General features: G+C 34.2%; 24 protein-coding genes and 1 pseudogene. 13 read left to right on the plus strand and 12 right to left on the minus strand.

The window, feature by feature from the left end:
* Positions 1-24: 24 nt before the first annotated feature.
* Positions 25-1,029: a tetratricopeptide repeat protein gene (locus tag ACWV26_RS10495; RefSeq protein ID WP_455894712.1), complete on the minus strand. Its 1,005-nt coding sequence runs from the start codon at positions 1,027-1,029 to the stop codon at positions 25-27.
* Positions 1,030-1,408: 379 nt separating this feature from the next.
* On the opposite strand from ACWV26_RS10495, the gene ACWV26_RS10500 reads away from it, so the two are divergent.
* Positions 1,409-1,750 carry a hypothetical protein gene (locus tag ACWV26_RS10500; protein WP_455894713.1) on the plus strand — a complete coding sequence of 114 codons (342 nt, stop codon included), beginning with the start codon at positions 1,409-1,411 and terminating at the stop codon, positions 1,748-1,750.
* Positions 1,751-2,241: 491 nt separating this feature from the next.
* Here ACWV26_RS10500 and ACWV26_RS10505 read toward each other — a convergent pair whose 3' ends face one another.
* From ACWV26_RS10505 to ACWV26_RS10520, 4 genes are all read right to left on the minus strand, one after another.
* Positions 2,242-2,562, minus strand: a complete 321-nt coding sequence (locus tag ACWV26_RS10505; protein WP_455894714.1) for an ArsR/SmtB family transcription factor — start codon at positions 2,560-2,562, stop codon at positions 2,242-2,244.
* 6 nt (positions 2,563-2,568) lie between these two features.
* A complete protein-coding gene (locus tag ACWV26_RS10510; protein WP_455894715.1) occupies positions 2,569-2,988 on the minus strand; it encodes an SRPBCC family protein in 420 nt (139 codons plus the stop codon).
* 106 nt (positions 2,989-3,094) lie between these two features.
* Positions 3,095-4,651, minus strand: coding sequence for an aminotransferase class V-fold PLP-dependent enzyme (locus tag ACWV26_RS10515; protein WP_455894716.1), 1,557 nt, complete (start codon positions 4,649-4,651; stop codon positions 3,095-3,097).
* A gap of 2 nt (positions 4,652-4,653) precedes the next feature.
* Complete coding sequence (locus ACWV26_RS10520) at positions 4,654-5,211, minus strand: glycerol-3-phosphate acyltransferase (RefSeq protein WP_455894717.1); 558 nt, start codon at positions 5,209-5,211, stop codon at positions 4,654-4,656.
* Between the two features lie 172 nt (positions 5,212-5,383).
* On the opposite strand from ACWV26_RS10520, the gene ACWV26_RS10525 reads away from it, so the two are divergent.
* Entirely contained in the window at positions 5,384-6,649 is a 1,266-nt protein-coding gene (locus tag ACWV26_RS10525) for a glycosyl hydrolase family 18 protein (RefSeq protein ID WP_455894718.1), read from the plus strand.
* Between the two features lie 112 nt (positions 6,650-6,761).
* On the opposite strand, the gene ACWV26_RS10530 is transcribed toward ACWV26_RS10525, so the two are convergent.
* Both ACWV26_RS10530 and ACWV26_RS10535 read right to left on the minus strand, forming a co-directional pair.
* Positions 6,762-6,935 (minus strand): hypothetical protein, encoded by a 174-nt coding sequence (locus tag ACWV26_RS10530; protein ID WP_455894719.1) that lies wholly within the window; start codon positions 6,933-6,935, stop codon positions 6,762-6,764.
* Between the two features lie 74 nt (positions 6,936-7,009).
* Positions 7,010-7,638 (minus strand): annotated as a pseudogene (locus tag ACWV26_RS10535) (LysE family translocator).
* A gap of 127 nt (positions 7,639-7,765) precedes the next feature.
* Between ACWV26_RS10535 and ACWV26_RS10540 the strand changes: the two are divergent.
* From ACWV26_RS10540 to ACWV26_RS10550, 3 genes are all read left to right on the plus strand, one after another.
* Positions 7,766-8,218 (plus strand): GNAT family N-acetyltransferase, encoded by a 453-nt coding sequence (locus ACWV26_RS10540; protein WP_455894720.1) that lies wholly within the window; start codon positions 7,766-7,768, stop codon positions 8,216-8,218.
* A 50-nt stretch (positions 8,219-8,268) separates the two neighbouring features.
* Positions 8,269-8,946, plus strand: coding sequence for an SOS response-associated peptidase (locus ACWV26_RS10545; RefSeq protein WP_455894721.1), 678 nt, complete (start codon positions 8,269-8,271; stop codon positions 8,944-8,946).
* 296 nt (positions 8,947-9,242) lie between these two features.
* The gene (locus ACWV26_RS10550; RefSeq protein ID WP_455894722.1) at positions 9,243-9,413 is read left to right on the plus strand and encodes a hypothetical protein; all 171 of its coding nucleotides are present in this window, start codon (positions 9,243-9,245) and stop codon (positions 9,411-9,413) included.
* A gap of 11 nt (positions 9,414-9,424) precedes the next feature.
* Here ACWV26_RS10550 and ACWV26_RS10555 read toward each other — a convergent pair whose 3' ends face one another.
* Positions 9,425-9,964 (minus strand): carbon monoxide dehydrogenase, encoded by a 540-nt coding sequence (locus ACWV26_RS10555; protein WP_455894723.1) that lies wholly within the window; start codon positions 9,962-9,964, stop codon positions 9,425-9,427.
* Positions 9,965-10,204: 240 nt separating this feature from the next.
* Here ACWV26_RS10555 and ACWV26_RS10560 point away from each other — a divergent pair, with 240 nt between their 5' ends.
* From ACWV26_RS10560 to ACWV26_RS10570, 3 genes are all read left to right on the plus strand, one after another.
* A complete protein-coding gene (locus ACWV26_RS10560; RefSeq protein ID WP_455894724.1) occupies positions 10,205-10,717 on the plus strand; it encodes a DNA-3-methyladenine glycosylase I in 513 nt (170 codons plus the stop codon).
* Positions 10,718-10,836: 119 nt separating this feature from the next.
* Positions 10,837-11,775 (plus strand): aldo/keto reductase, encoded by a 939-nt coding sequence (locus tag ACWV26_RS10565; RefSeq protein ID WP_455894725.1) that lies wholly within the window; start codon positions 10,837-10,839, stop codon positions 11,773-11,775.
* A gap of 313 nt (positions 11,776-12,088) precedes the next feature.
* Positions 12,089-13,105, plus strand: a complete 1,017-nt coding sequence (locus ACWV26_RS10570) for a CAP domain-containing protein (protein WP_455894726.1) — start codon at positions 12,089-12,091, stop codon at positions 13,103-13,105.
* A 9-nt stretch (positions 13,106-13,114) separates the two neighbouring features.
* On the opposite strand, the gene ACWV26_RS10575 is transcribed toward ACWV26_RS10570, so the two are convergent.
* Entirely contained in the window at positions 13,115-14,335 is a 1,221-nt protein-coding gene (locus ACWV26_RS10575) for an amidohydrolase (RefSeq protein WP_455894727.1), read from the minus strand.
* A 183-nt stretch (positions 14,336-14,518) separates the two neighbouring features.
* On the opposite strand from ACWV26_RS10575, the gene ACWV26_RS10580 reads away from it, so the two are divergent.
* On the plus strand, positions 14,519-14,875 hold the full coding sequence (locus ACWV26_RS10580; RefSeq protein ID WP_455894728.1) for an ABC transporter: 357 nt from the start codon (positions 14,519-14,521) through the stop codon (positions 14,873-14,875).
* Positions 14,876-14,938: 63 nt separating this feature from the next.
* On the opposite strand, the gene cyoE is transcribed toward ACWV26_RS10580, so the two are convergent.
* Positions 14,939-15,886, minus strand: a complete 948-nt coding sequence (gene cyoE / locus ACWV26_RS10585; RefSeq protein WP_455898225.1) for a heme o synthase — start codon at positions 15,884-15,886, stop codon at positions 14,939-14,941.
* A gap of 271 nt (positions 15,887-16,157) precedes the next feature.
* On the opposite strand from cyoE, the gene ACWV26_RS10590 reads away from it, so the two are divergent.
* Together ACWV26_RS10590 and proC are read left to right on the plus strand one after the other, a co-directional pair.
* The gene (locus tag ACWV26_RS10590; protein ID WP_455894729.1) at positions 16,158-16,751 is read left to right on the plus strand and encodes a YdeI/OmpD-associated family protein; all 594 of its coding nucleotides are present in this window, start codon (positions 16,158-16,160) and stop codon (positions 16,749-16,751) included.
* 219 nt (positions 16,752-16,970) lie between these two features.
* A complete protein-coding gene (proC, locus tag ACWV26_RS10595; RefSeq protein ID WP_455894730.1) occupies positions 16,971-17,765 on the plus strand; it encodes a pyrroline-5-carboxylate reductase in 795 nt (264 codons plus the stop codon).
* A 38-nt stretch (positions 17,766-17,803) separates the two neighbouring features.
* On the opposite strand, the gene ACWV26_RS10600 is transcribed toward proC, so the two are convergent.
* Complete coding sequence (locus ACWV26_RS10600) at positions 17,804-18,325, minus strand: hypothetical protein (RefSeq protein WP_455894731.1); 522 nt, start codon at positions 18,323-18,325, stop codon at positions 17,804-17,806.
* A gap of 164 nt (positions 18,326-18,489) precedes the next feature.
* Between ACWV26_RS10600 and ACWV26_RS10605 the strand changes: the two genes are divergently transcribed.
* Positions 18,490-18,705, plus strand: coding sequence for a KTSC domain-containing protein (locus tag ACWV26_RS10605; protein WP_455898226.1), 216 nt, complete (start codon positions 18,490-18,492; stop codon positions 18,703-18,705).
* 75 nt (positions 18,706-18,780) lie between these two features.
* Here the strand turns inward: ACWV26_RS10605 and ACWV26_RS10610 are convergent, their stop codons facing one another.
* Positions 18,781-20,118, minus strand: a complete 1,338-nt coding sequence (locus tag ACWV26_RS10610; RefSeq protein ID WP_455894732.1) for an MFS transporter — start codon at positions 20,116-20,118, stop codon at positions 18,781-18,783.
* A 390-nt stretch (positions 20,119-20,508) separates the two neighbouring features.
* On the opposite strand from ACWV26_RS10610, the gene ACWV26_RS10615 reads away from it, so the two are divergent.
* Entirely contained in the window at positions 20,509-21,087 is a 579-nt protein-coding gene (locus ACWV26_RS10615) for a hypothetical protein (RefSeq protein ID WP_455894733.1), read from the plus strand.
* Positions 21,088-21,177: the final 90 nt, after the last annotated feature.

Here is a 21,177-nt window from a genome sequence, read left to right on the forward strand (position 1 = left end):
CTAATCCCATATATTTTTAATCACTTAAATTTCCTTCAATTTTCTTTTCGCTTCAGCATCCCCTTGCAAGGCTGCTTTTTGGTACCAATGTTTTGCTTTTTTCATATTAATCGGTGTTCCAATCCCCGATTCATAACAAAATCCAAGATTAAATTCTCCATCGACATCTTGTTGGTCAGCAGCCATTTGATACCAACGCATCGCATCTTCTCCTCGTCCGTCCTGGAATGCTTCATGTCCAAGGCGATTTGCAGCAAATACATCACCTGCAAGAGCTGATTGTGTAAACCAGAACTTTGATTTTGCTAAATCTTGTTCCGTACCGACACCATTTTCATACATATATCCTAGTGTATACATTGACTCGGGGACTCCACGCTCTGCTGCTAGCGAGAAAAGTTCATAAGCACGCCGATCATCTTTTTTAACATACTCTCCTCGAAAATACATATCAGCATAATTATTCATCGCATCAGCATGTCCCATTTTGGCTGCCTCTTTATAGCATTCAAATGTTTTCTCCCAATTTTCCTTTACAACTTTCCCGTCATAATAGAAATTCCCAAGCCAATAAATCGCATCACAATTTCCGGATTTCGCAGCTACTTCATACCAATAAAATGCCCAATCATCATGATCAATCGATTTATAAAATTTACCCAATTCAAGTTGAGCATCAGAATCTGATTGCATCGCTTGTTGATAAATCATTCTCACTTCTTCTAACTCGTCTTCTTCCATAAAAATAGTAGTTAGTTCATCTGTAGGGTATATGATTTCTTGTAAAATTCTCTCAAAATCACGAACGACGATAGGAAAATAACTGTTTTCATATTTCGTTAAATTGGATAACTGCTCATATAGAATTTTGATATCATCAGATAAATCGACTTCAGCTACAGCACAGCTTTGGAAAACTTGATGGATATTGGAAATCACATTTTCTCCATTTTCTATGTACGTTAACAGTTTAGATGCAGTTGTAATTCCCTTTTTATGCAGTTCTTGTTGCAATAGTTGTAATTCCATGATGGTCCACTTCCTTAATGTGTTACTTAGAATTAAGTCATTTCCATATTTTATCTAGTTTATTAACAAAAATACCAATGGTTAATCTTAATTATATAACAGAATTTTCATTGCTTCTTGTTCATGCTTTTAACTATAGGACAACATAGCATAAAAAATTTAGATGGTCTTATTTGTATCACCATAAAATTACTCCTTTGGCAAACAAAAAAGCCACGTAAAAATACGCAGCTTTTTATATATCTACTATCTAAAACATTGAAATCCAATTATATTACTTCTAGTTACTGTTCGGAAAGTCCATCTAAATGTTCTATAACTCCAACGCCAACCTATTAGTTGATCTCTTGTTACGGAAATTGGGAAGAACCAAAAATCATTGCCACTAAAAGTCCATATAAATGTGTTTCTAAATAGACATGATGAAATGCCACTTGATCCTTGGTGCCAGTTGCCTCCTGATCTAGTAGGTGTAAAATTAGGTGGTGCGCTCATTGGCATTTGTCCTGGTGATCCACCCGGTTGGCCGCTTGGTGGTCCAAACGGCGGCATTCCTCCAGGCATTCCACTTGGTGGTCCAAACGATGGCATTCCTCCAGGCATTCCACTTGGCGGTCCAAACGATGGCATTCCTCCAGGCTGGCCAAATGGGGGCATTCCCGGCATCTCTGGTCTGCCTATGTTTTGCCCTCCTGGATTGAATTGTGGTTGTGTCAATTGAATCCCTCCTTTCTTCATAACGTAATATATGAAAACATAGAATTCGCGCCTTGAACTTTAGCCCGATTTTATCTGAAATTAATTCCAAGATTATTCCATCTATGAACGGAACTCGATAAAGACGCAATATATTTGAATGATTAATTCGCTTCTTTTCCTCTTCCATTCGCCCTTTTGACGTTTTAATTTGCCCTTTTCATATGTCTATTCGCTCTTATGAAGCTCTCATTCGCTATTAACTAAATTGCATTTGATTGATTCTTAATTTATATCTCAAAATACCCTTTTAGATTGCTCTTACTTGAGCGTACCATTTTGCGTTAATCTCAAACTTTCTTATCTCGAATAATGGAAGCTTTAGTAAATACGGTTTATTCAATTAAGAATATGCTCTGTCATTCGCTTCCTCCAAAATGTCCATCAATCTTCCCCCTATTCTTCAAACAAAAAAGCTCCTATCAATCGTATTTACGATTGAAAAGGAGCTATTATCTATTCACTCTCGTCTCTTTCCACAAACTCCTTAAGGGCAAGGAGTTTTTCATCCCAGTATGGTTCGAAAAAACGAAGCCAGTTTTTCAGCTCACTAAGTGGATATGGATTTAATGTATAGCGATTTTCACGTCCTACTCGATTGTTAGTTACTAGCCCTGCTTCCAATAATACTTGTAAATGCTTATTGATTGCAGTACGACTTATTGGAAATTGCTTGGCGATACCTGCAATAGGTAGTTCTTGTTCCGCGAGCAATTTTAACAACTTTCTACGCGTAGGATCAGCAATTGCTTGGAAAATATCATGCTCGGCATGCATAATTATTTATGCCTCGATATATCTTGGTAAACTTTTATTGACGATTCCTTCCCATCCGCCATCCATTACTTCGCGAATCACAGTATGTGGTTGGCCAAATTCTGTGCTCTTTTCTTCGTCCCAGCCGGAATGAATGAGTGTGAATTCTGTTTTCCCTTCTTCCAATTCTTTTAATTCCATTGTTAGATGCCAATCTTTTCCCCAATCAAAGCCTACTTTATGCGGTGGCTCAAGTTCCGTTACCTTGCATGGGGAATCACCAAATTGACCTGCATGTAGGACAAAATCATGATCTAATTCTGGGACGAATGTATTTGGCATCCACCAACCACCAATTCCTTCTGAAGTTGCAACAGCTTTCCAAACTTTTTCAATTGGTGCATTTAGGACAATTGTTTTACGTATTTCTGATAATGTATTTGTCATGATAATAAGAACCCCCAATAATTTAAGTAACACCTTTTAGTGTTATAAAAAATTATAACACCTTTCAGTGTCATTTTGTGAACTTTTTTTATTTTTATACCTGCCATTAAGAGAGTTGCAGATCGTTTGATGATACTTGGTAATAATATTCATAAAATGCAAGTAGTTTCTTAAATGCTTGTTCAAAGTTAGGTGAGATTACTGAAATTTGGGCAATCTGGCGTTTCTTTAAATAGCTACTTTCATCATGTAGCAGTAATCCATTGAGCTTTGCATCTTGGCTAAAGTGTTGCAATTCAAGTGGCCATTTTAAAGATGTAATCATTGGATAAGTGGATGATTTAACGAAACCATATTTCCAAAATGGACTATTCATGACTTGATCCATTCGGTTTTGTAGAATTGTAAAACGCTCTGGATATTGTTGTAATGCGAAAAGAGTATTGGATACTAAGTATGCTGGCATTGTAAATGGTAGTGAATGATATACATAGTAATATAGATTTGTATACAACGGTGCATTGTTTTTTAGTGGACGTTGATTGGAAAATACAAATGCTAGACCGCTTAATGCACCCAATGATTTTCCACTTACAGCAGTAGCTAAATGTAAGTTCTCCATCGAAAAAGGGAAAGAACCGAATGAGCTAATACAATCCACGCAAACTTTTACTCCATATTTTTTTGCTAAATGAAGTATAGGCTTAAGGTCATTACACATTCCTGTGGATGTTTCACCATGAACAAAGCAAACCCAATCATAAAGACCTGACCATAAATTCTGTTCGATTTCTAGTAAATTGAAGGCTTCTCCCCACTTATATGAACAAATATCGAAGTTCAATTGCCATTTTTTTGCTTGTCGTAAAAGACGTTCGCCAAATTCTCCATTTGAAATCATTAAACCTTTTGAATCTTTAAACTCAGCTTTCATCTGTCCTAACATAACATCATTTGCTAATGTTCCTGTCCCAACAAATGTTGTAACATGTTTTGCATTCGAAATTTTTAATAATTGACCATTCATTTCTTCAAATATATTTGAAAATTTCTTTGATCGATGTGATGTATCGGTGTGAGTTAAGGGATGAATTTGTTCAGTAGGACCGGGATAAAATGAATAGGATTTAATATGTATATGATTTTCCATTTGTTCACTATTTCTTCTTGTTAAAATCATGGGTAGAAAAGAAGCATCTTCTGTTCCTACTCTTTCCGCAAACTGTCGAAATCCAAGCTGACGGTAAAGCTTTTCTTCCCGAGTTGTTCCTGAAATGATTGCAGCAGTAAATCCTAAATCATAGACAAACGTAGAAATTGCCTTTGCAAGTTGTTGAAATACCCTCCCGTTTCGATATTGTTTCTTTACTGCTAAAAGTCTGATTTCACATAATTTTTCACAATCCTCTTTCTCCAGTTTATCTTCCACAGGACCAATTTTTTTATCTAACGAGAAAGGTCTTTGATCCCTAAATGCAATCATCCCAGCCATTTCGCTATCCTTATAAACCAGCAAATAGGTATTTTCGTCGTGAAATGGATCAATCCGCATTTTCTTCTCATTTGAATGATGTTGCGGGATTTCTTCCACAAAGGTCTCGTAGTTTAATTTTGCAATATCCTCAAATTCTTTCTCAGTTCTAGCAATTTTACACCAATACATTATCAAATCACCTTTTTCTTTAAGTTTTCACGATGCTTCCTGGTAATGCAAAAAAAACTGATCATTACTGGACTGCATTCTGGCAGATTCATTACTATAAGGGCAATACTATAAGTAATAAAACCAAATACCATACTCCAAGTAAGACTTTTCGTAAAAGATAGAGAAACCAAAGTCCCGAATAGTAGTATCATAAAAAGAAGAGGATTTAAACAAGACAATCCGCCAATCATTGTTGCAACACCCTTTCCGCCTTTAAAACGTAACCAAAATGGAAAGAGATGTCCTAAAATACAAATGAGTACACCGATTGAAATGGTGAATTCATCTAGTGATAAGCTCCGTCCTAGAATAACAGCGAGTATTCCCTTCATAACATCGACAGTAAATGTAACGCAAAAAGCTCCTTTTCCGAGAGTTCTTCCCACATTACGTGCACCTAAATTTCCACTATTCATCCTTTGTAATGAAACCCCATACCATTTCCCGACAAACCATGCGGCCATAAAACACCCCAATAAATAGCATATGAGTAGATATAAAGGAATCTGTAATTGCAATTACTCACCCACTTTTTACAGCAATTTCGCTAAATTACCCTAAATTTTTCTTTATACTCTTATTCGCTTTATTCATAAGTAAATCCTTTAGAAAACTTTGAAAATAGTTTTCTCAAATTTAGGCACTTACGCATAACCTACAGATGACGACTAATTTGAAGGTGGCGGTTCTTTGTTTATTTACGTCGTAAAATCTGGTGAGTCAATCTTTTCTATTGCCCAAAAGTATCGCGTGACAATGGATAGTATTCGAATTATCAATGGATTATCTTCTGACTCGATAGTTCCAGGTCAAGATTTACTAATCCCAACTGATCAATATATTGTTCAACCCGGTGATTCATTATTTTCGATTTCTCGAATGGCTATGGTACCTGTTCAAACCATTCAAGCATATAATGGCCTTCAGTCAAATACTTTAATGGTTGGCATGCGTCTATATCTTCCTCCTCGTAGAAAATATAGCGCATATAGTTTTGGCTATATATCTGTTACAACTCCAGAAAACGATCAACTTCTCGTACAAAGGTATGCACCTTATAATACGTATTATGGAATCTTTGAACATCATATTAGTGCAGACGGCAGTTTAAGTGAATTAGATGATCAGCAAATAGTTCGATTATCTAGGCAGAACTTTGTTGCGCCAATTGCAGTTATTACCAATTTAACGGAAAGGGGGTTCAGTTCCCAATTAGTAAGGCAAGTTTTATCTTCTCCATCAGTAAGACAACAGTTGATCGATAATATCTATAATCTGGTTAAAAGTAAAAATTATGCAGGAGTCAATATCGATTTTGAACTTGTTCCCCCTGAAGAAAGAGATAATTTTACAACCTTTTTGCATGACCTAAGTAGACGGTTAAGACCAGAAGGATTATCCACTTCAGTAGCAGTACCTTACAAAACAGGTGATAACGAACCTGAGTACAATGCAGGCTTTGATTATGGTGGAATCGGAGCTGCAGTAGATTTTGTTTTCCTGATGGCATACGACTGGCATGAGGCAAGTAGCGAACCTGGTCCTGTTGCGCCAATTCTAAACGTTAGGGAGACGGTTAATTATGCTATTTCAAAAATGGGCAGAAACAAAATACTTCTTGGTTTACCTCGATACGGCTATGATTGGACATTAGCAAGTAATGGAGAAGTAATTACTGCAAAAGCTATTTCTGTCGCAGATGCTTACAAAACCGCGATGAATCATAATGTTCCGATTAATTATTCAGTAGAATATCAACAACCGTTCTTCTATTATTACGATAACGATGGGAATAGGCATGTTGTCTGGTTTGAGGATGCCCGCGCACTTGCACAAAAACTTAAAATGATTGTTGACCTTCGATTGAGAGGTCTTGGTTCATGGCAGCTTGGTTTGCCATTTACACAACAACAAGTGTTAATCAATGAGTTCTTCAGGGTTCGACGAATTTTATAAATATTGATGAATATTAAAAAGCGATTTTTTCTCATTAAGTTAGAGAAAAAATCGCTTTTTATTGTTAATTCTAAATTATCCGTCTGATGAATCGTTAAAATTGCTTTTAAGTTCATTGAATGGATTTTCTAACCATTACAACTAACGATGCAGTTAAAACAATTACTAAACTATATAAAGCTCCATCTACAAAACCTTCAGATAATGAATTTCCTTCAAAAGGAATTTTTACAAATAATAAAATAAAAATTAAGCTAGCTAATACTGGTGTAAATAATTTGTTCATATAACCTCCTAAACCTTTTTATTTTTGCTACATAGTCATGCTTCTAAATAATGTGGTAACAACTAATCAATTAACTATATAAACTTCGATATGTCTTTAATAAATTCATAAATAAAGTACCCAGCATAAATAGCAAGCCCCCTGCGATAACAGAACTCCACTTGATCATATTTCTGTTCATTACTTTTCTCGTGGTTGCAACAATTGCTAGTAATCCGATATCATGAACTAATATTCCCGATAATATTCCTAATGCAGCAATGATAAAGCTATTAGTATGTTTGGATTGATACGACTCAGTTAAAACCGTTCCGAATACAGAAACCCAGAATACGAGATTTCCAGGCGAGACTGCTACTAGTATGCCATTTTTGTATGTACTCCAAAAAGATTTGGTTGGTTTTTCGCCCGATAATGTAATGTCCTGATCTGCATTTTTGATTGAGTCAAAGCCTAACATCGCAAGGAATCCTGCTCCTATTAACCATAGCGGCATTTGAACATATGGTAATGCTAAAACGGAGGCAAGTCCAAAATATAATGCCAGAATGAGTATGAAATCGATGGCCATTCCACCCAATCCAACAGCCCAGCCATGTATGAATCCGTTTTTTAGTCCCTGTTTTGTCATCTCAACTGTAATTGCCCCAACCGGTAATGCAATGACAAGTCCGACCAATAAATATTTTATGTAAACTTCCAATTAATCGCTCCCTTATATTTCAAGTACTCTATATCATAATTATGCATAAAAATACATATAAAATCAATCTGGTTTTTACTCATACATTTGAATGACTACATGTTATTTTAATAGAGAGGTGATAACATTGAATATTCGAAAATTAAGAGAAACAGAGGCTTATCCAATGCAATTATTATTATTAGCAGATCCTTCTGAAATTCTAGTAAAAGAATATTTACAAAGGGGCTTATGTTATGTAATGGAAGAAGACAATCAAATCATAGGCGAATACGTATTACTCCCGACAAGACCTAATACTATCGAATTGATAAACTTGGCAGTTGATGAAAGTCAACACAATAAAGGAATTGGGAAGAAACTTATTTTCCATGCGATCGAAACTGCAAAGACCTCAGGGTATAAAATTATTGAAGTTGGAACGGGAAATTCAAGTATTAATCAAATAGTTTTATACCAAAAATGTGGTTTTAGAATTACACATATAGATCGAGACTTCTTTCTAAGACATTATAGTCATAAGATTTTTGAAAATGAAATTCAATGTATAGATATGATTCGATTTTCACAGGACTTATAATGAACTAGTTATATAATTGATTGAACTAAATTTAAAAGGGGTGTGTACAATTGTGCGGCCGTTTTTCACTTTACTCTTCTTTCGATGAACTTCTCGAAGAATTCAATATACAGCAAGCATTTGAAGAATCTCTTTATGAGGAAAGTTACAATATTGCCCCTACCCATAATATCGTAGCTATCATTAATGATGGCGTTAAAAACCGAATGGGACATTTAAAATGGGGCTTGATTCCCTCTTGGGCAAAGGATGCAAAGATGGCTTCCAAGATGATCAATGCTCGTTCTGAAACAGTTGATGTTAAACCTAGTTACAAAAAAGCATTCGAACAAAAGCGTTGTCTTATACCAATGAGTTCGTTTTTTGAATGGAAACGCGAGGAAAAATCCAAAACACCTATGCTAATTAAGATGAAAAATGCTTCACTATTTGCGGTAGCTGGCCTTTATGATACATGGCACTCCCCTACTAAAGAAACTATTCATACATGTACAATCTTAACAACCAAACCAAACCATCTCATGGCGAATATCCATGATAGAATGCCCGTCATTTTACCAAAAGAACAGCAATCCATATGGCTTGATCGATCTATTCGAAATCACCAAATATTGAAGTCAATACTTTTACCCTATTATGAAGCTGAAATGATGACATATGAAGTTTCTGATGATGTGAATTCACCTAAGAATAATTCCAAGGAATTAATCATGAAATTATCGAAATAATGACAAGGGCCAATTTTGAGGAGGCATGCAATTGTACGAAACAAAAAACAAGGAAACTGACCGTGATGTAATGGATTTACTTTAGCAAATAGAAAACCTTAAAAAACGAGTAGATAGCTTTCAAATTTTAAATACTTTCCAAGAAGTAACACAACTTCCGCCAAAGATTTGGGGCAAAGATATCATAGGATTTGGAAGCTATCATTATCGCTATGCCTCAGGTCACGAGGGTACAGCACCACTAACCGGATTTTCAGCAAGAAAAACAAAATTCAAAATTCTCTCTATACTTATCTATGGAAGAAAGCAAAAAGACAGAATATCTTGAAAAGCTAGGGAAATATAAGGCTGGAAAAGGTTGTGTGTATATAAATAAACTAGCTGATGCAGATATTGACGTATTAAAAGAAATGATTCAAGAATCATTGGAATTTTCTAAAAAACAAGATGTCGATGAATTATTCTAGTTTACTTTAATTTATTTTACTGAATTCGCGATTCTAACAAAAATGTCGGGCGTTACTGTATTAGATAATTTTTTATGAATTCCTAGAAGATATTGCAAATTGTTTTTTTCAAAGACAAAAAAGTTAAATTGATAATCTTCAAAATAAATGCCTTTACTGCCGTCTGAAAGTGTGTATTCCTTACCTTCGAAATTGAGTTTATCTTTGATTGGCCGAATATCCATTTTAAAAATATTTTCACTTACATCTTTATGAACAAATCTGATTTGCAGCTCATTATACCTATTATATTCCGTACCATCATCAAATCGCCCAAATTTATGAGTGAAAGAAATTGAGGGTATAACTTCGGGTAACGATACCTCACATTTCATATGATTTTCAAATTCTTTTACTGACTCTCCCACAGATGTGTATCCTCCTTCTGCGAATTTATCTTCAAAAGAAGGGGGAGGAATGTCAGAATTTGAATTTGCTAATACTCCTCCAGTTGCAGAAAAGAATAAAAGCATAAAACTAAAAACTAGCATATAACACATTTCTTTTAACATTTGTCTTTCCCACCCTTATTGGTAAATGATCAATTACAAAAATTTTTCATTGTAAGTATTTCGATAAAGGATGGAAATATACAGGTGAAATGAATGTTTTTTAAAATAAAGAGTTTGAAAAATAGGAGTTTTCCAGCTCTCTATTCGAAGTTATCAATCTTTATACCGTAGACCTTAGCTTGAATTTGAAACAATCTGGGCAACAGAAGCAACTAAATTTTCGAAAGGAATAGTTTTAAAATGAATAATTTAATAAGATGTAAATGGTGTAACAACAATCCGTTACTCATTCAGTACCATGACCATGAATGGGGGCAAATGCTTAAAAGCAATACTGCCCTTTTTGAAGCATTAACCTTAGAAGTTTTCCAAGCTGGTTTAAAATGGGAAACTGTTTTTAATAAAAGGGAAAATTTCAGGAATGCTTTTTCCAATTTTAAAATTGAAGAAGTTGCTACTTTTACAGATCAGGATGTTGAGAGATTGATGAATGATGACGGTATCATCCGAAATAGGCGGAAAGTTGAAGCAACCGTCCATAATGCGAAAGTATGTCTCCAACTTATAGATTTACATGGTAGCTTATTTGAATTTTTTTCAAATTTACCAGAGTTAAAAGAAGAAAAAATTAAAATTATTAAGAAAACATTTAAGCATGTTGGCGGCATGATAGCGGAGAGTTTTTTTATGGCCGTAGGATTCTTACCTACAATACATGAAGAAGCCTGCTTTTTATATGTTTCAAACGAATAGTTTTTAATTTTATAACATTCTACCTAAAATAAGAACCAAAGCATATTTTTGGTAATACTCCCTTCAAACCTGTAATATTTTAATAGAAGCAAATTTCGCATTAAGGGAGGATTTTGAATATGGCAAACGATCAAAAAGTACAAATTGGTAAAACAGATTTATTTGTAAATCCAATCGGCTTAGGGGCTAATGCAGTTGGCGGGCATAATTTATATCCAAATTTAGATGAAGAAGCTGGGAAAAAATTAGTTTTAGAAGGCATTGAACAAGGTATTAATTTTATCGATACTGCATACATCTATGGGATTGGTCGTTCGGAAGAATTAGTTGGTGAAGTGTTAAACAATAGTGGGAAACGTCAAGATATTGTATTAGCAACAAAGGGCGCGCATGTTGTACAAGATGGGAAAGTTACGTTTGAAAATTCCCCCGCTTTCTTGCGAGAGGCTGTGGAAAGTAGTTTGCGCCGGTTGAATACTGATTATATCGATTTGTTTTATATTCATTTCCCTGATGAAGGTACACCAAAATATGAAGCAGTTGGTGCACTTAAGGAGTTAAAAGACGAAGGGAAAATTCGAGCAATTGGTGTATCAAACTTCTCTCTTGAGCAATTAAAAGAAGCCAATCAAGATGGCTATGTTGATGTTTTCCAAGGAGAATACAATCTAATTAACCGAAGCGCAGAAGTTAACTACTTCCCTTACATTGTTGAAAACAACTTATCATTTGTTCCATACTTCCCATTGGCTGCAGGAATCTTAGCTGGAAAATATACAAAAGAAACCAAATTCAATGATTTGCGTACAAATATGCCCCATCTACAAGGTGATGCTTTTATCTCCAATTTAGAAAAAGTAGAAAAACTTAAAAAGATTGCCGATGCAAAGGATGTTGAAGTTCAACATATTGTTTTGGCTTGGTACTTAAGACAACCTGCTATTGATGCAATCATTCCAGGTGCCAAACGTGCAGATCAAGTTTTAAGTAACTTAAAAACACTTGATGTCAACTTAACATCTGAAGAAACTTCATTAATCAATCAAATTTTTTCCTAATATATAAATCTAATTTCACAATGCTAAGCAGTGCAAATCGTAATCGTGGTTTGTACTGCTTTTTTTATTATATAATGATAAAGTGAAACTTCAATCAGTGGGGAGTTCTAACGTACAGGAAGCACTAGTGCCAACGTTGCTATTGAATGGCGTTTTTAGTTGGCCTTCCCCCACTGATTGTTAGTTGAACTAATCGGGCTTTTACGGACAGTTCTCTCCCACCTATGCTTCTTCGTAAATTCTAAAGCCTTATGGTGGGAGTTTACTGCCCGTTAATGCGGAATTAAGAAGATGATAAATAGGAGAAGATCTGATGATTAATCTATTAAAGGGTTTATTGTTAATTGTACTGATCATTGCAGGCATAATTTATTGGCCAAAATACAATAGTGAATATAAATTGACTGAAAAATTTTCAGCAGTTGAAAGTGAATTTAAACAGATTACCTCAAAGCAAATCGAAAAAATACAAGAGCAAAAAGAAGCAACGAATGAACAAACGATCGAGATCAAAGTCGGCAAATTAGGCATTCCTAAGATTGCTGATACCCCAAAAATGAAAGTCGCAAGTGAGTATGGAGAAACTTGGAATGTCTATGAAAATCAACATCAAAATTTCACTTTGACATTTTCTGATTCAAGCGGTGGCTATATAGCAGGTAAAGGTCGCAAAATATTTGGAGCAACTATTGGCAAAACGACTTACAACGACTTATTGCAAAAGCTAGGAAATCCACTAACCCAGATTCGAAAAGGACATGTTATGTACGAACTTTCAAGTAATCAATCAAACGAACAATTGGTTTACTATATAGAAGGCTATTATGTCACCTTCTTTTTCGATCTTCACAATCAAAACAAACTACGATCTGTTCAATATATTAAGAAAAATGTTGAGATGAATAAGAAAGGATTTTACGGACAAGGAACCGCAAAACTAAGAGACGGATATGAGAAATTAATGGTTGAACTCATCAATGAAAGCCGTGTAGAATTTGGATTAAAACCACTAATTTATGACAAAGGACTTACAGCTGAAGCAAGACAACATAGTCAAGATATGATTGATCATCATTATTTTTCACATACCGGAAGTGATGGTAGCCAACCACATAATCGAATGATTGCAGCTGGCTATAATGAACAAATGTATGCTGAGAATATTGCATCTGGACAATACAGCAGTATTTTCGCCCATGAAGGACTAATGAACAGTATGGGGCATCGTAAAAATATCCTAAACACAGATCTAACCCATGTAGGCGTTGGTGTAGCATTTGACGCAAATAATGTACCTTACTACACCATTAATTTCTATAAACCATTTTAGCTATCAATACTAATCTAATTGGTCAAAAACTGGGGTACCAGCATAAAACACAGCTTGACGTTTTGACCTGCGAGCAATGGCTTCTGCGGAACAGCTCGCGTCAACTAATAGCATGTTTGCTGGATCCCCTATTTTTGGCCATTTTTGTTTTCCTTCTTTATCTATTGGTGTAATCCCACCAGTGATAAAGCGAAGTGTTTGAGAGAGTGACAATTCATCCGTCCATCGATTTTGATCAATTAAGTTTCCTACCTTTTCAATTAAATCTCCATTTCCAGTAGGCCACCAAGAATCAAAGATATTATCATTGCCTATTGCCACATTTACACCACATTCATCCAACAATTGAATGGGCATCTTTCTGTCAATTGGCAAACTTGACACAATAGAGATTCCCGCATCTTTAAGAATTTCAGCCAATTCATAGGCTTCTTCTGGTGATACGTCCGCTAGTCCAAACGCATGACTAATCGCTACCCTACCTTCCCAACCAGCTTGTTTGGTTAAATAGGCTAAACGTTCCATAGTAAAAGTTCCGAGATGATCTGGATCATGTAAATGCAAATCGATATCAACATTGCCTTCTACCGCTATATCCATCAACTCCACAAGTGATGCCTCAATGTTACGATCTACAGTAGCTGGATCGACAGCACCAACAAGCCCTGCTCCATTGCGAACAGCATTTCTCAATAATTTCGATGAATTAGATCGGAGTAAACCATGCTGTGCAAACGCAACAATTTCTGAGCTTAACTTATTTGAATAGCTATCCAGTGCAAGCTTTACACCTTCTAAATTTCGCAGCTCCACTTCAGGATAAATATCCACATGTGTTCGCACATGCGTGGAACCATAGGATAGTAAGGCATTTAGTAGAGCCTTCGCTCGTTCCTCTGTACTTAATTCAATGTTAGCTAGGATATTTTTTTCATGGTTGCTTCGCTCTATTACACTAGATGATGGGATACAAGGTCGCCATTTAGTCCCCATATATGTTTTGTCTAAGTGCACATGTTTTTCGACAAAAGATGGCAACAGTAAAAATCCTTTTGCGTCAATTGCATGTACATTTGTTGGAATACACTCGTGAGATGGCAGGATTTTTGCAATTTTTCCATTTTCAATATAAAGATGGTTAAGTTTTGTCTCTGTGCTTACTACTATACCATTTTCTTTGTTGTAGCCTGTTTCGAGCATAACGTTTCTTAGCCAATAATTTTGAGTCATGAATAATTCCCATTTTCAACATTAATAGTTTATTTAATTTTTAATATTTTGATAATTTATTATATAATAACATCTTTTTAATTAAATTCATCTTTTTTAAAAGTAGGATATAATTACTTAAAATGTTTAAACTAAGCTTTCCACATTAGTTAAACACTTATATAGTTAATTGTACTTTGGGGTGTGGTTACAACGGATAAACGGTTATTTGCGATTTATGTAGATTGGGAAGATAAATTAGATCAAGACGAGTGGTATTTTAGTAATGCATTCGAATCAATTACAAATGGAATGACTCCAGAAGAAGCATTTAACTACATTCCAAATGTTATTAAAATGTTGATCAATTTAAACGATGACTTTTTAATATGGGAAACTCTCTATTTCTTAATAAAACTGTATACCCTTGCTGATACCACACAGATTCATCCATTCCTCAATGAAAATTGGTCTATTTTATCAAACCACATGAAGAAATTTAAAGACTCCTATACTACCCCATTTAAGGATTTAAAAAGACATTTAAGAATTAATGAATAGCTTTCTTCTTATAATTAAATCGTTAAAAAACGGCATTTTCTCAAAAGAAAATGCCGTTTTTGTTTAATGTAATTTTAAAAACAAACCAACAACTGAATAGATAATCACAGTTGAAAATAGTACCGTCATGTGTATCAATGAATAGACAAACAACAATGTCGCCCATTTCTTCGGTTCTTTTTTATGATAACCATAAATATTCATGACTAGCCATGCAATGCTCAAAATTAGCGCTACTAACATCAAGCCTTTACTCAATGTTCCCAATAAAAAACAGCTGGCAATTAAGCATAGGAGATAAACATTCGTTTGAATATATGTTCTCTTCATACCTTTTGCAACTGGTAACATCGGAACTTTTGCTGCACGATAATCATCTTGTTTACGTATTGCAATCGCATAGAAATGAGGCATTTGCCAAATAAGTGTAATGACAAATAAGCCTAAAACCGCAGGATGCATAACATTCGGATGTATCGCAGCCCAACCAATAAGTGGAGGCATTGCACCTGATATACTGCCAACTTCAGTGTTATATACAGTATGGCGTTTAGTCCACATTGTATAGGGAAAAACATAGAAGAAAAGACCAGTTAATCCAAGTAATGCAGCCATTGGCGTCGCAATAAAAAGTGCCAAAAGACCAATGATTGTAGAACCAATTCCAATTGCCCATACATAAGATAACTTGATATCACCTGTTACAGTAGGACGCTGTTTTGTACGCTGCATAATAGCATCTATATCTCGATCGTATAAGTTATTAAATGCTCCTGCAGCCGCAATAATAAGGGCTGAACCGATAATTGCACAAATAATATCAAGTATTTGATTTAATGGATTGATTTCATACGTATAAAGTGCAAGCGTAAGACCAGCAACCATTGGAATAAGATTTGATTTTATAATACCTGTTTTAACAGTTAAAGCTAAAACCTTCGAAAAAGATGGTTTCGATACAATGACATCAGTACTATGTGATATCTGATCAAATTTTATATCACTATTCATTATATTATTTTTCATTCCTTTTCATAGCAAGAGCACCCCTATTATAACATCTAATTGAGAAACTAACATAGGTGCTGATTCTAGTTGGTAATCTTAAAAATTGAAAGCAATGTCTTTATCATACCAAAATTTTAGCCGAATTTATATTAAACCGAACAAATTCACAATGTTGACATGATTTTAGTAAATATATATCATCAAATGGAAATATTGAAGTAAGTATACAATTACGAAAAACTATTAAAGATAAGTAATCGAGAGGTGTTTCCTGTTGACAACAAGTAGACTTGATCAAAAGGTTGATGAATTTTTAAGTAAAGCAAATAAGTGGAGGCCAGAATACGAACTATTAAGGAAGATTATTCTTGACTGTAAAGTGACAGAAGAATTTAAGTGGATGCATCCGTGTTACACATTTGAGAAAAAGAACATTGTTTTAATGCATGGATTCAAAGAATATTGTGCACTTTTATTTCACAAAGGAGCCTTGTTAAAAGATACCGAAGGGATTTTAGTCCAACAAACGGAAAATGTACAGGCTGCACGCCAGATTCGCTTCACTAATGTTCAAGATATAAGAAAAATGGAAACGATTATAAAAGCCTATATTAATGAAGCCATAGAAGTTGAAAAAGCAGGTTTGAAAGTAAATTTGAAAGAGCATTCAGATTATACAATTCCTGAAGAACTACAAGATAAGTTCGAGGAAATGCCTGCCTTGAAAACTGCCTTTGAAGCATTAACGCCTGGTAGACAAAGAGCATATATTCTATATTTTTCAGGGGCCAAACAATCCAAAACTAGGGTTTCAAGGGTTGAAAAATATGTACAACCAATTCTTGAAGGAAAAGGATTAAACGATTAACATCAATTTGAGTAAATTAAAGAATCATTTATATTTTAAAAATTGCCCCTAAAGCTGAGATACTAGCTTTAGGGATATTATTGATGGATTTCATTTTAATATTTTTCAACTAGTGAGCACCTAAAAAATTCATTCAAGCCTAAAAATACACAAAAATAGTTTTTACGCTTATACTTAAGAATGGTTTAGTATTGTATTTTGTTAGGAGTGTAAAATAAATTGAAATATGGTTTTATCGGGCTTGGCAATATGGCCACAGCGATTATTAAAGGAATGGTAAAGAGTGAACAATTCCCTGCGGAAGATATTTTAGGATATAACCGTTCCTCATATAAAACAGAACAACTAGTGCAAGTTTATCAAATTACAGGGTGCAATTCATTGCAAGAAGTAATGAAAGCTGATGTTATCATACTTGCTGTACAACCTCAAACTTTCACTGAATTATTACCAAATGTAAATGAATTATTAAAAGATAACCAAGTAGTTATCTCTATTGCTGCAGGTAAATCTATTGCAAATATAGAAACTCTTTTACCAAATGCAACATCTATTATTCGAGTAATGCCGAATATTAACGCAATTGTTGGAGCTTCTACAACATGTTTTTCTGCTTCGTCAAAAGCGACAGCACAAGATAAAGAAATGGTAACCAAGCTATTTGAAACAATTGGCTCCATGATTGAACTACCTGAAGATCAATTCACCATTTTCTCTGCAATTGCCGGTGCCTCCCCTGCCTTTAGCTATTTATATATTGATACATTGGCAAGAGCCGCTGTACGTGCTGGAATGGATAAAAAACAAGCCCTTGAGATTGCTTCAAGTGCCGTTTTTGGAAGTGCTAAAATGATTATTGAAAGCGACGAACATCCATGGGAACTAGTAGACCAAGTATGTTCACCTGGAGGCACAACTATCGAAGGCGTAACTTCTTTACAAAACGATCATTTTGAAAGTACGATTTTCGATGCAGTCAATGCTGTAATAGAAAAGGATCAAACACTCGCATAACGTAAAAAAGCCTTTTCCAAAAATGTTTGGAAAAGGCTTTACTTTTCTTGTACTTTCTTGCTAGTTGTTAATTCTTTCGCAACCATTTTACATTGCTTCATAAATTGATCATATTTCTTCGCTTCTGTTGTTTGGTTCGTCAACTTTACATGGGTTAATGTTCTTTCTAAGGTAATCGCATTTTTCTTGTCTTTTTTCTTCCATTCTAACTTTTTCTCATCTGTCACCTGTGGTAATTTGTTTATTGCTGTATTAATTTTATGTAAGTATGTTTTTTCATTTGCGCTAAGTTTTGAATTAGCAAAATGTTGATCATCAAGTGCTCTGTCAATGGAATCATGAATTTTTGAAGCTTGGAAGGAAACCAACTCTGGATTATTCCATCTGTTTTGATTTTGATGATTGATTGAGGTTTGTAATTGGATAAGAGGTGCTTGAATCTCTTCTATAAAGTACTTTTCTTGTTCAGTATTTTTTTGGATTAAAGCATATGCGATAAAACAAAGTGAGAGCAAATTCGCAATAACCAAAAACGTAATTAACTGCTTAATTTTCGTCATAATAACCCCCTTATTTATTATTATACGAAATTAAAATGTAATAAAACTAGATTTTCAATTATTTACAAAATTTAATAAGAAAACGCTTTCATTATTTACAAAAATCTGATATCTTTACAATAATGACATTTACATTAAACAATCGGAGGCGATCCAATTTGGAAATGAAAGCGATTACTTCTTCTAAATTAGCTGCTGTTGGTTATCAATCAAGTGCCATGATTTTACGAATAGAATTTATTAAAGATGGCGTTTACGAATACTATGGTGTTCCTGAATTTATTTACAACGACTTAACAGATGCAGCCTCTCCGGGTCGTTATTTTAAACAATTTATAAAAGACAAATACAGATTTGTTAAACTTCAAAAACAATCGTAAAATTGAAGGGCCTACCTACAATTTTGTAGATAGGCTCTTTTTTACCGCAATTTTATAGCTCATTTCAAAGTATCATTATAAAGTATCGACTTTTTCAACTACATTTTCAGCATTTACAAAGGACTTTTGCTCATGACCCTTGTTAGTAACTTCCGTATTCGTTTTTGGTAGTGAAGATAAAATGGCAAGACTAACTACTAATAGAATAATTAACAGGATCATGCCTGAACTAAATCCAAAAGCGCCCAGTATAAATGGTCCTACAAATCCTCCCAACGCAGCAATCGAATTAACTAACGCAATCCCAACAGGTGAGGTTTCTTCTGTAAAGAAAAATGTTAAGTACGCGAAAAAACAACCTCCAAATCCATACAATCCTCCAGCTGCTATAGAAAGCATAAGAATGGTTGGCCACATACCGCTGACTGATAAGAAACCTATAAACCCAACAATTGCAGCAGTGATACAAATCAATAAGTGTAAGCGATGTTTCCCAATACGATCTGTATTCCATCCCATAAACATGATCGCAGGAATTCCCACTAATGGAGGCAACATAGAAAGCCATCCGATTTGCATATTTGTTGTGTTTAAATCTGTAAGTGATTTTATGATAGAAGGGAACCAGAATGAAAGTCCAATCATGCCTGTAAAATTCGCAAAGTAAAAGACAACTAACTTCCACAAAGTTTTATCTTTTAACATTTCACCTTTTGTTGGCTTATTGAGCTTTACAGCCGCTTCACGTTCTTTTCTTAACTCCCCTTCTAACCATGTCTTTTCATTATCGGATAACCATTTTGCATTAACAGGACGATCAGTTAAATAGAACAATGTAACAACGCCAAAAATAATGGCCGGAATTCCTTCTAATATGAACATCCAACGCCAACCTTCTAAACTTGCCCAGGAAATATTATCGATTATCCAAGTAGATAAAGGAGCACCAAGCAGTCCGCTAAGTGGAAGCGCTATCATTAAACTAGAAGTTGCTTTACCGCGATCTGTTTCTCTAAACCAATAGGTGAAATATAATACGATTCCAGGGAAAAAACCAGCCTCTGCCACACCCAATAAAAAACGAAGAATATAGAGGTGTGTTGCTGATTGCACAAAGCCTGTTAAGATAACGACAATTCCCCATGTTAACATAATCCGTGCAATCCAAATTCGAGCTCCTACTTTATGCATGATCATATTACTTGGCACTTCAAAGAAGAAATACCCTATAAAAAAAATACCCGAGAGGACGCCAAATACTTCTGCACTTAATGCTAAATCCGCATTCATTTCCAATGCTGCAAATCCTAAATTTACACGATCTAAATAAGCAATAACATACATTAGTAAAATATAAGGCAAAATCCGCAACATTGTCTTCTTCGTCGTTCTTTTCATGGTCACATCATTCATTTTCAAGCCTCCCCTTTTTTCAAAAAAATAGGAACTAATTAATCTAATGTTAAACATTGTTATTCATCTATTCACCAACAGGATTTTATTAAAATACCTATGATTTTCAGCAAAAAATTAGTTGAGTTTCAATCATTTTCCTAATCCTTTCTAAAATGGCTTTTCAAATAAACAAGTGAATGATCTTATCTATTTTATTATGTAATAATTTATGTAAACATTTTTACTTTTCGTATTTTTTTATTGGAAAGTGAACAAATCATATAAAATTTTCGAACTAATGTAGAATTATTATTTATAATAATAATCCTGCTAGATTATTATTTTTATTAACTATAGGTAAGTAATTTTGAATAGAACACGAATTGAATAAAAATTGGAGGATATTAAATGGAAAATACATTGCTAGTGAGAGTCGAAGCTTCTTATTCATTAAATTTTTTGATTTATATCCAAAATATATTTTTAAATCAAAGCAATGGTAATAAAGAACGGAAATTCCCTTATATACCAACAAGGTGTGAGTTTCGAAAAGACTTTGATATTCGGTTTAGAGCCTTATGGGATAAAATTTCGAATCAAATTTCTGAACACCCAATTAATGACGTGAAAAATTTCAAAGAAGGGAAAAATTTATTTTACCATGGTTTATTTGTTGATAATGATGCTACATTAGGTGCGTTTAATGAAATATATCAATCCTTTAAAGTGTGGTGGGAAAGCTTTGCGGGTCATTTTTCTGTAGAAAAGTCTATTGATGAAAATGTACAACAAATCTATAAAGAATTAGCAAATTTGCTAATAGATAAAGGAATTAAATCTAAAAAAGAATTAAATATTAGCTTAATTTACGATGAATGTTTATTGGTTGATTTAAAACCTACTTCTTATTTTGCAGTTCTTTCAATTAGTGATTGTTTTGTGAACTATAAAGAGTTAATTACAAAATTACAGTTATGTATTAACTAAGCGAAACGAGTATTTCAATGCAAGTGATAATCAATTATTTTATTAAAACAAATAGAAAACCTTCATTTTTAAATCCTTTTATAAAATGAA

This window comes from Rummeliibacillus sp. JY-2-4R (assembly GCF_053847205.1).

What these genes read in the sequence shown, in the direction of transcription:
- ACWV26_RS10565 (WP_455894725.1), top strand. Translation starts at nt 10,837, where the DNA reads ATGGCAAACGATCAAAAAGTACAAATTGGTAAAACAGATTTATTTGTA.
- ACWV26_RS10600 (WP_455894731.1), bottom strand. Translation starts at nt 18,325, where the DNA reads ATGACGAAAATTAAGCAGTTAATTACGTTTTTGGTTATTGCGAATTTG.
- ACWV26_RS10495 (WP_455894712.1), bottom strand. Translation starts at nt 1,029, where the DNA reads ATGGAATTACAACTATTGCAACAAGAACTGCATAAAAAGGGAATTACA.
- ACWV26_RS10505 (WP_455894714.1), bottom strand. Translation starts at nt 2,562, where the DNA reads ATGCATGCCGAGCATGATATTTTCCAAGCAATTGCTGATCCTACGCGT.
- cyoE (WP_455898225.1), bottom strand. Translation starts at nt 15,886, where the DNA reads ATGAATAGTGATATAAAATTTGATCAGATATCACATAGTACTGATGTC.
- ACWV26_RS10605 (WP_455898226.1), top strand. Translation starts at nt 18,490, where the DNA reads ATGAAAGCGATTACTTCTTCTAAATTAGCTGCTGTTGGTTATCAATCA.
- ACWV26_RS10550 (WP_455894722.1), top strand. Translation starts at nt 9,243, where the DNA reads ATGGAAGAAAGCAAAAAGACAGAATATCTTGAAAAGCTAGGGAAATAT.
- ACWV26_RS10555 (WP_455894723.1), bottom strand. Translation starts at nt 9,964, where the DNA reads ATGTTAAAAGAAATGTGTTATATGCTAGTTTTTAGTTTTATGCTTTTA.
- ACWV26_RS10575 (WP_455894727.1), bottom strand. Translation starts at nt 14,335, where the DNA reads ATGACTCAAAATTATTGGCTAAGAAACGTTATGCTCGAAACAGGCTAC.
- ACWV26_RS10515 (WP_455894716.1), bottom strand. Translation starts at nt 4,651, where the DNA reads ATGTATTGGTGTAAAATTGCTAGAACTGAGAAAGAATTTGAGGATATT.
- ACWV26_RS10610 (WP_455894732.1), bottom strand. Translation starts at nt 20,118, where the DNA reads ATGAATGATGTGACCATGAAAAGAACGACGAAGAAGACAATGTTGCGG.
- ACWV26_RS10510 (WP_455894715.1), bottom strand. Translation starts at nt 2,988, where the DNA reads ATGACAAATACATTATCAGAAATACGTAAAACAATTGTCCTAAATGCA.
- ACWV26_RS10615 (WP_455894733.1), top strand. Translation starts at nt 20,509, where the DNA reads ATGGAAAATACATTGCTAGTGAGAGTCGAAGCTTCTTATTCATTAAAT.
- ACWV26_RS10570 (WP_455894726.1), top strand. Translation starts at nt 12,089, where the DNA reads ATGATTAATCTATTAAAGGGTTTATTGTTAATTGTACTGATCATTGCA.
- ACWV26_RS10560 (WP_455894724.1), top strand. Translation starts at nt 10,205, where the DNA reads ATGAATAATTTAATAAGATGTAAATGGTGTAACAACAATCCGTTACTC.
- ACWV26_RS10530 (WP_455894719.1), bottom strand. Translation starts at nt 6,935, where the DNA reads ATGAACAAATTATTTACACCAGTATTAGCTAGCTTAATTTTTATTTTA.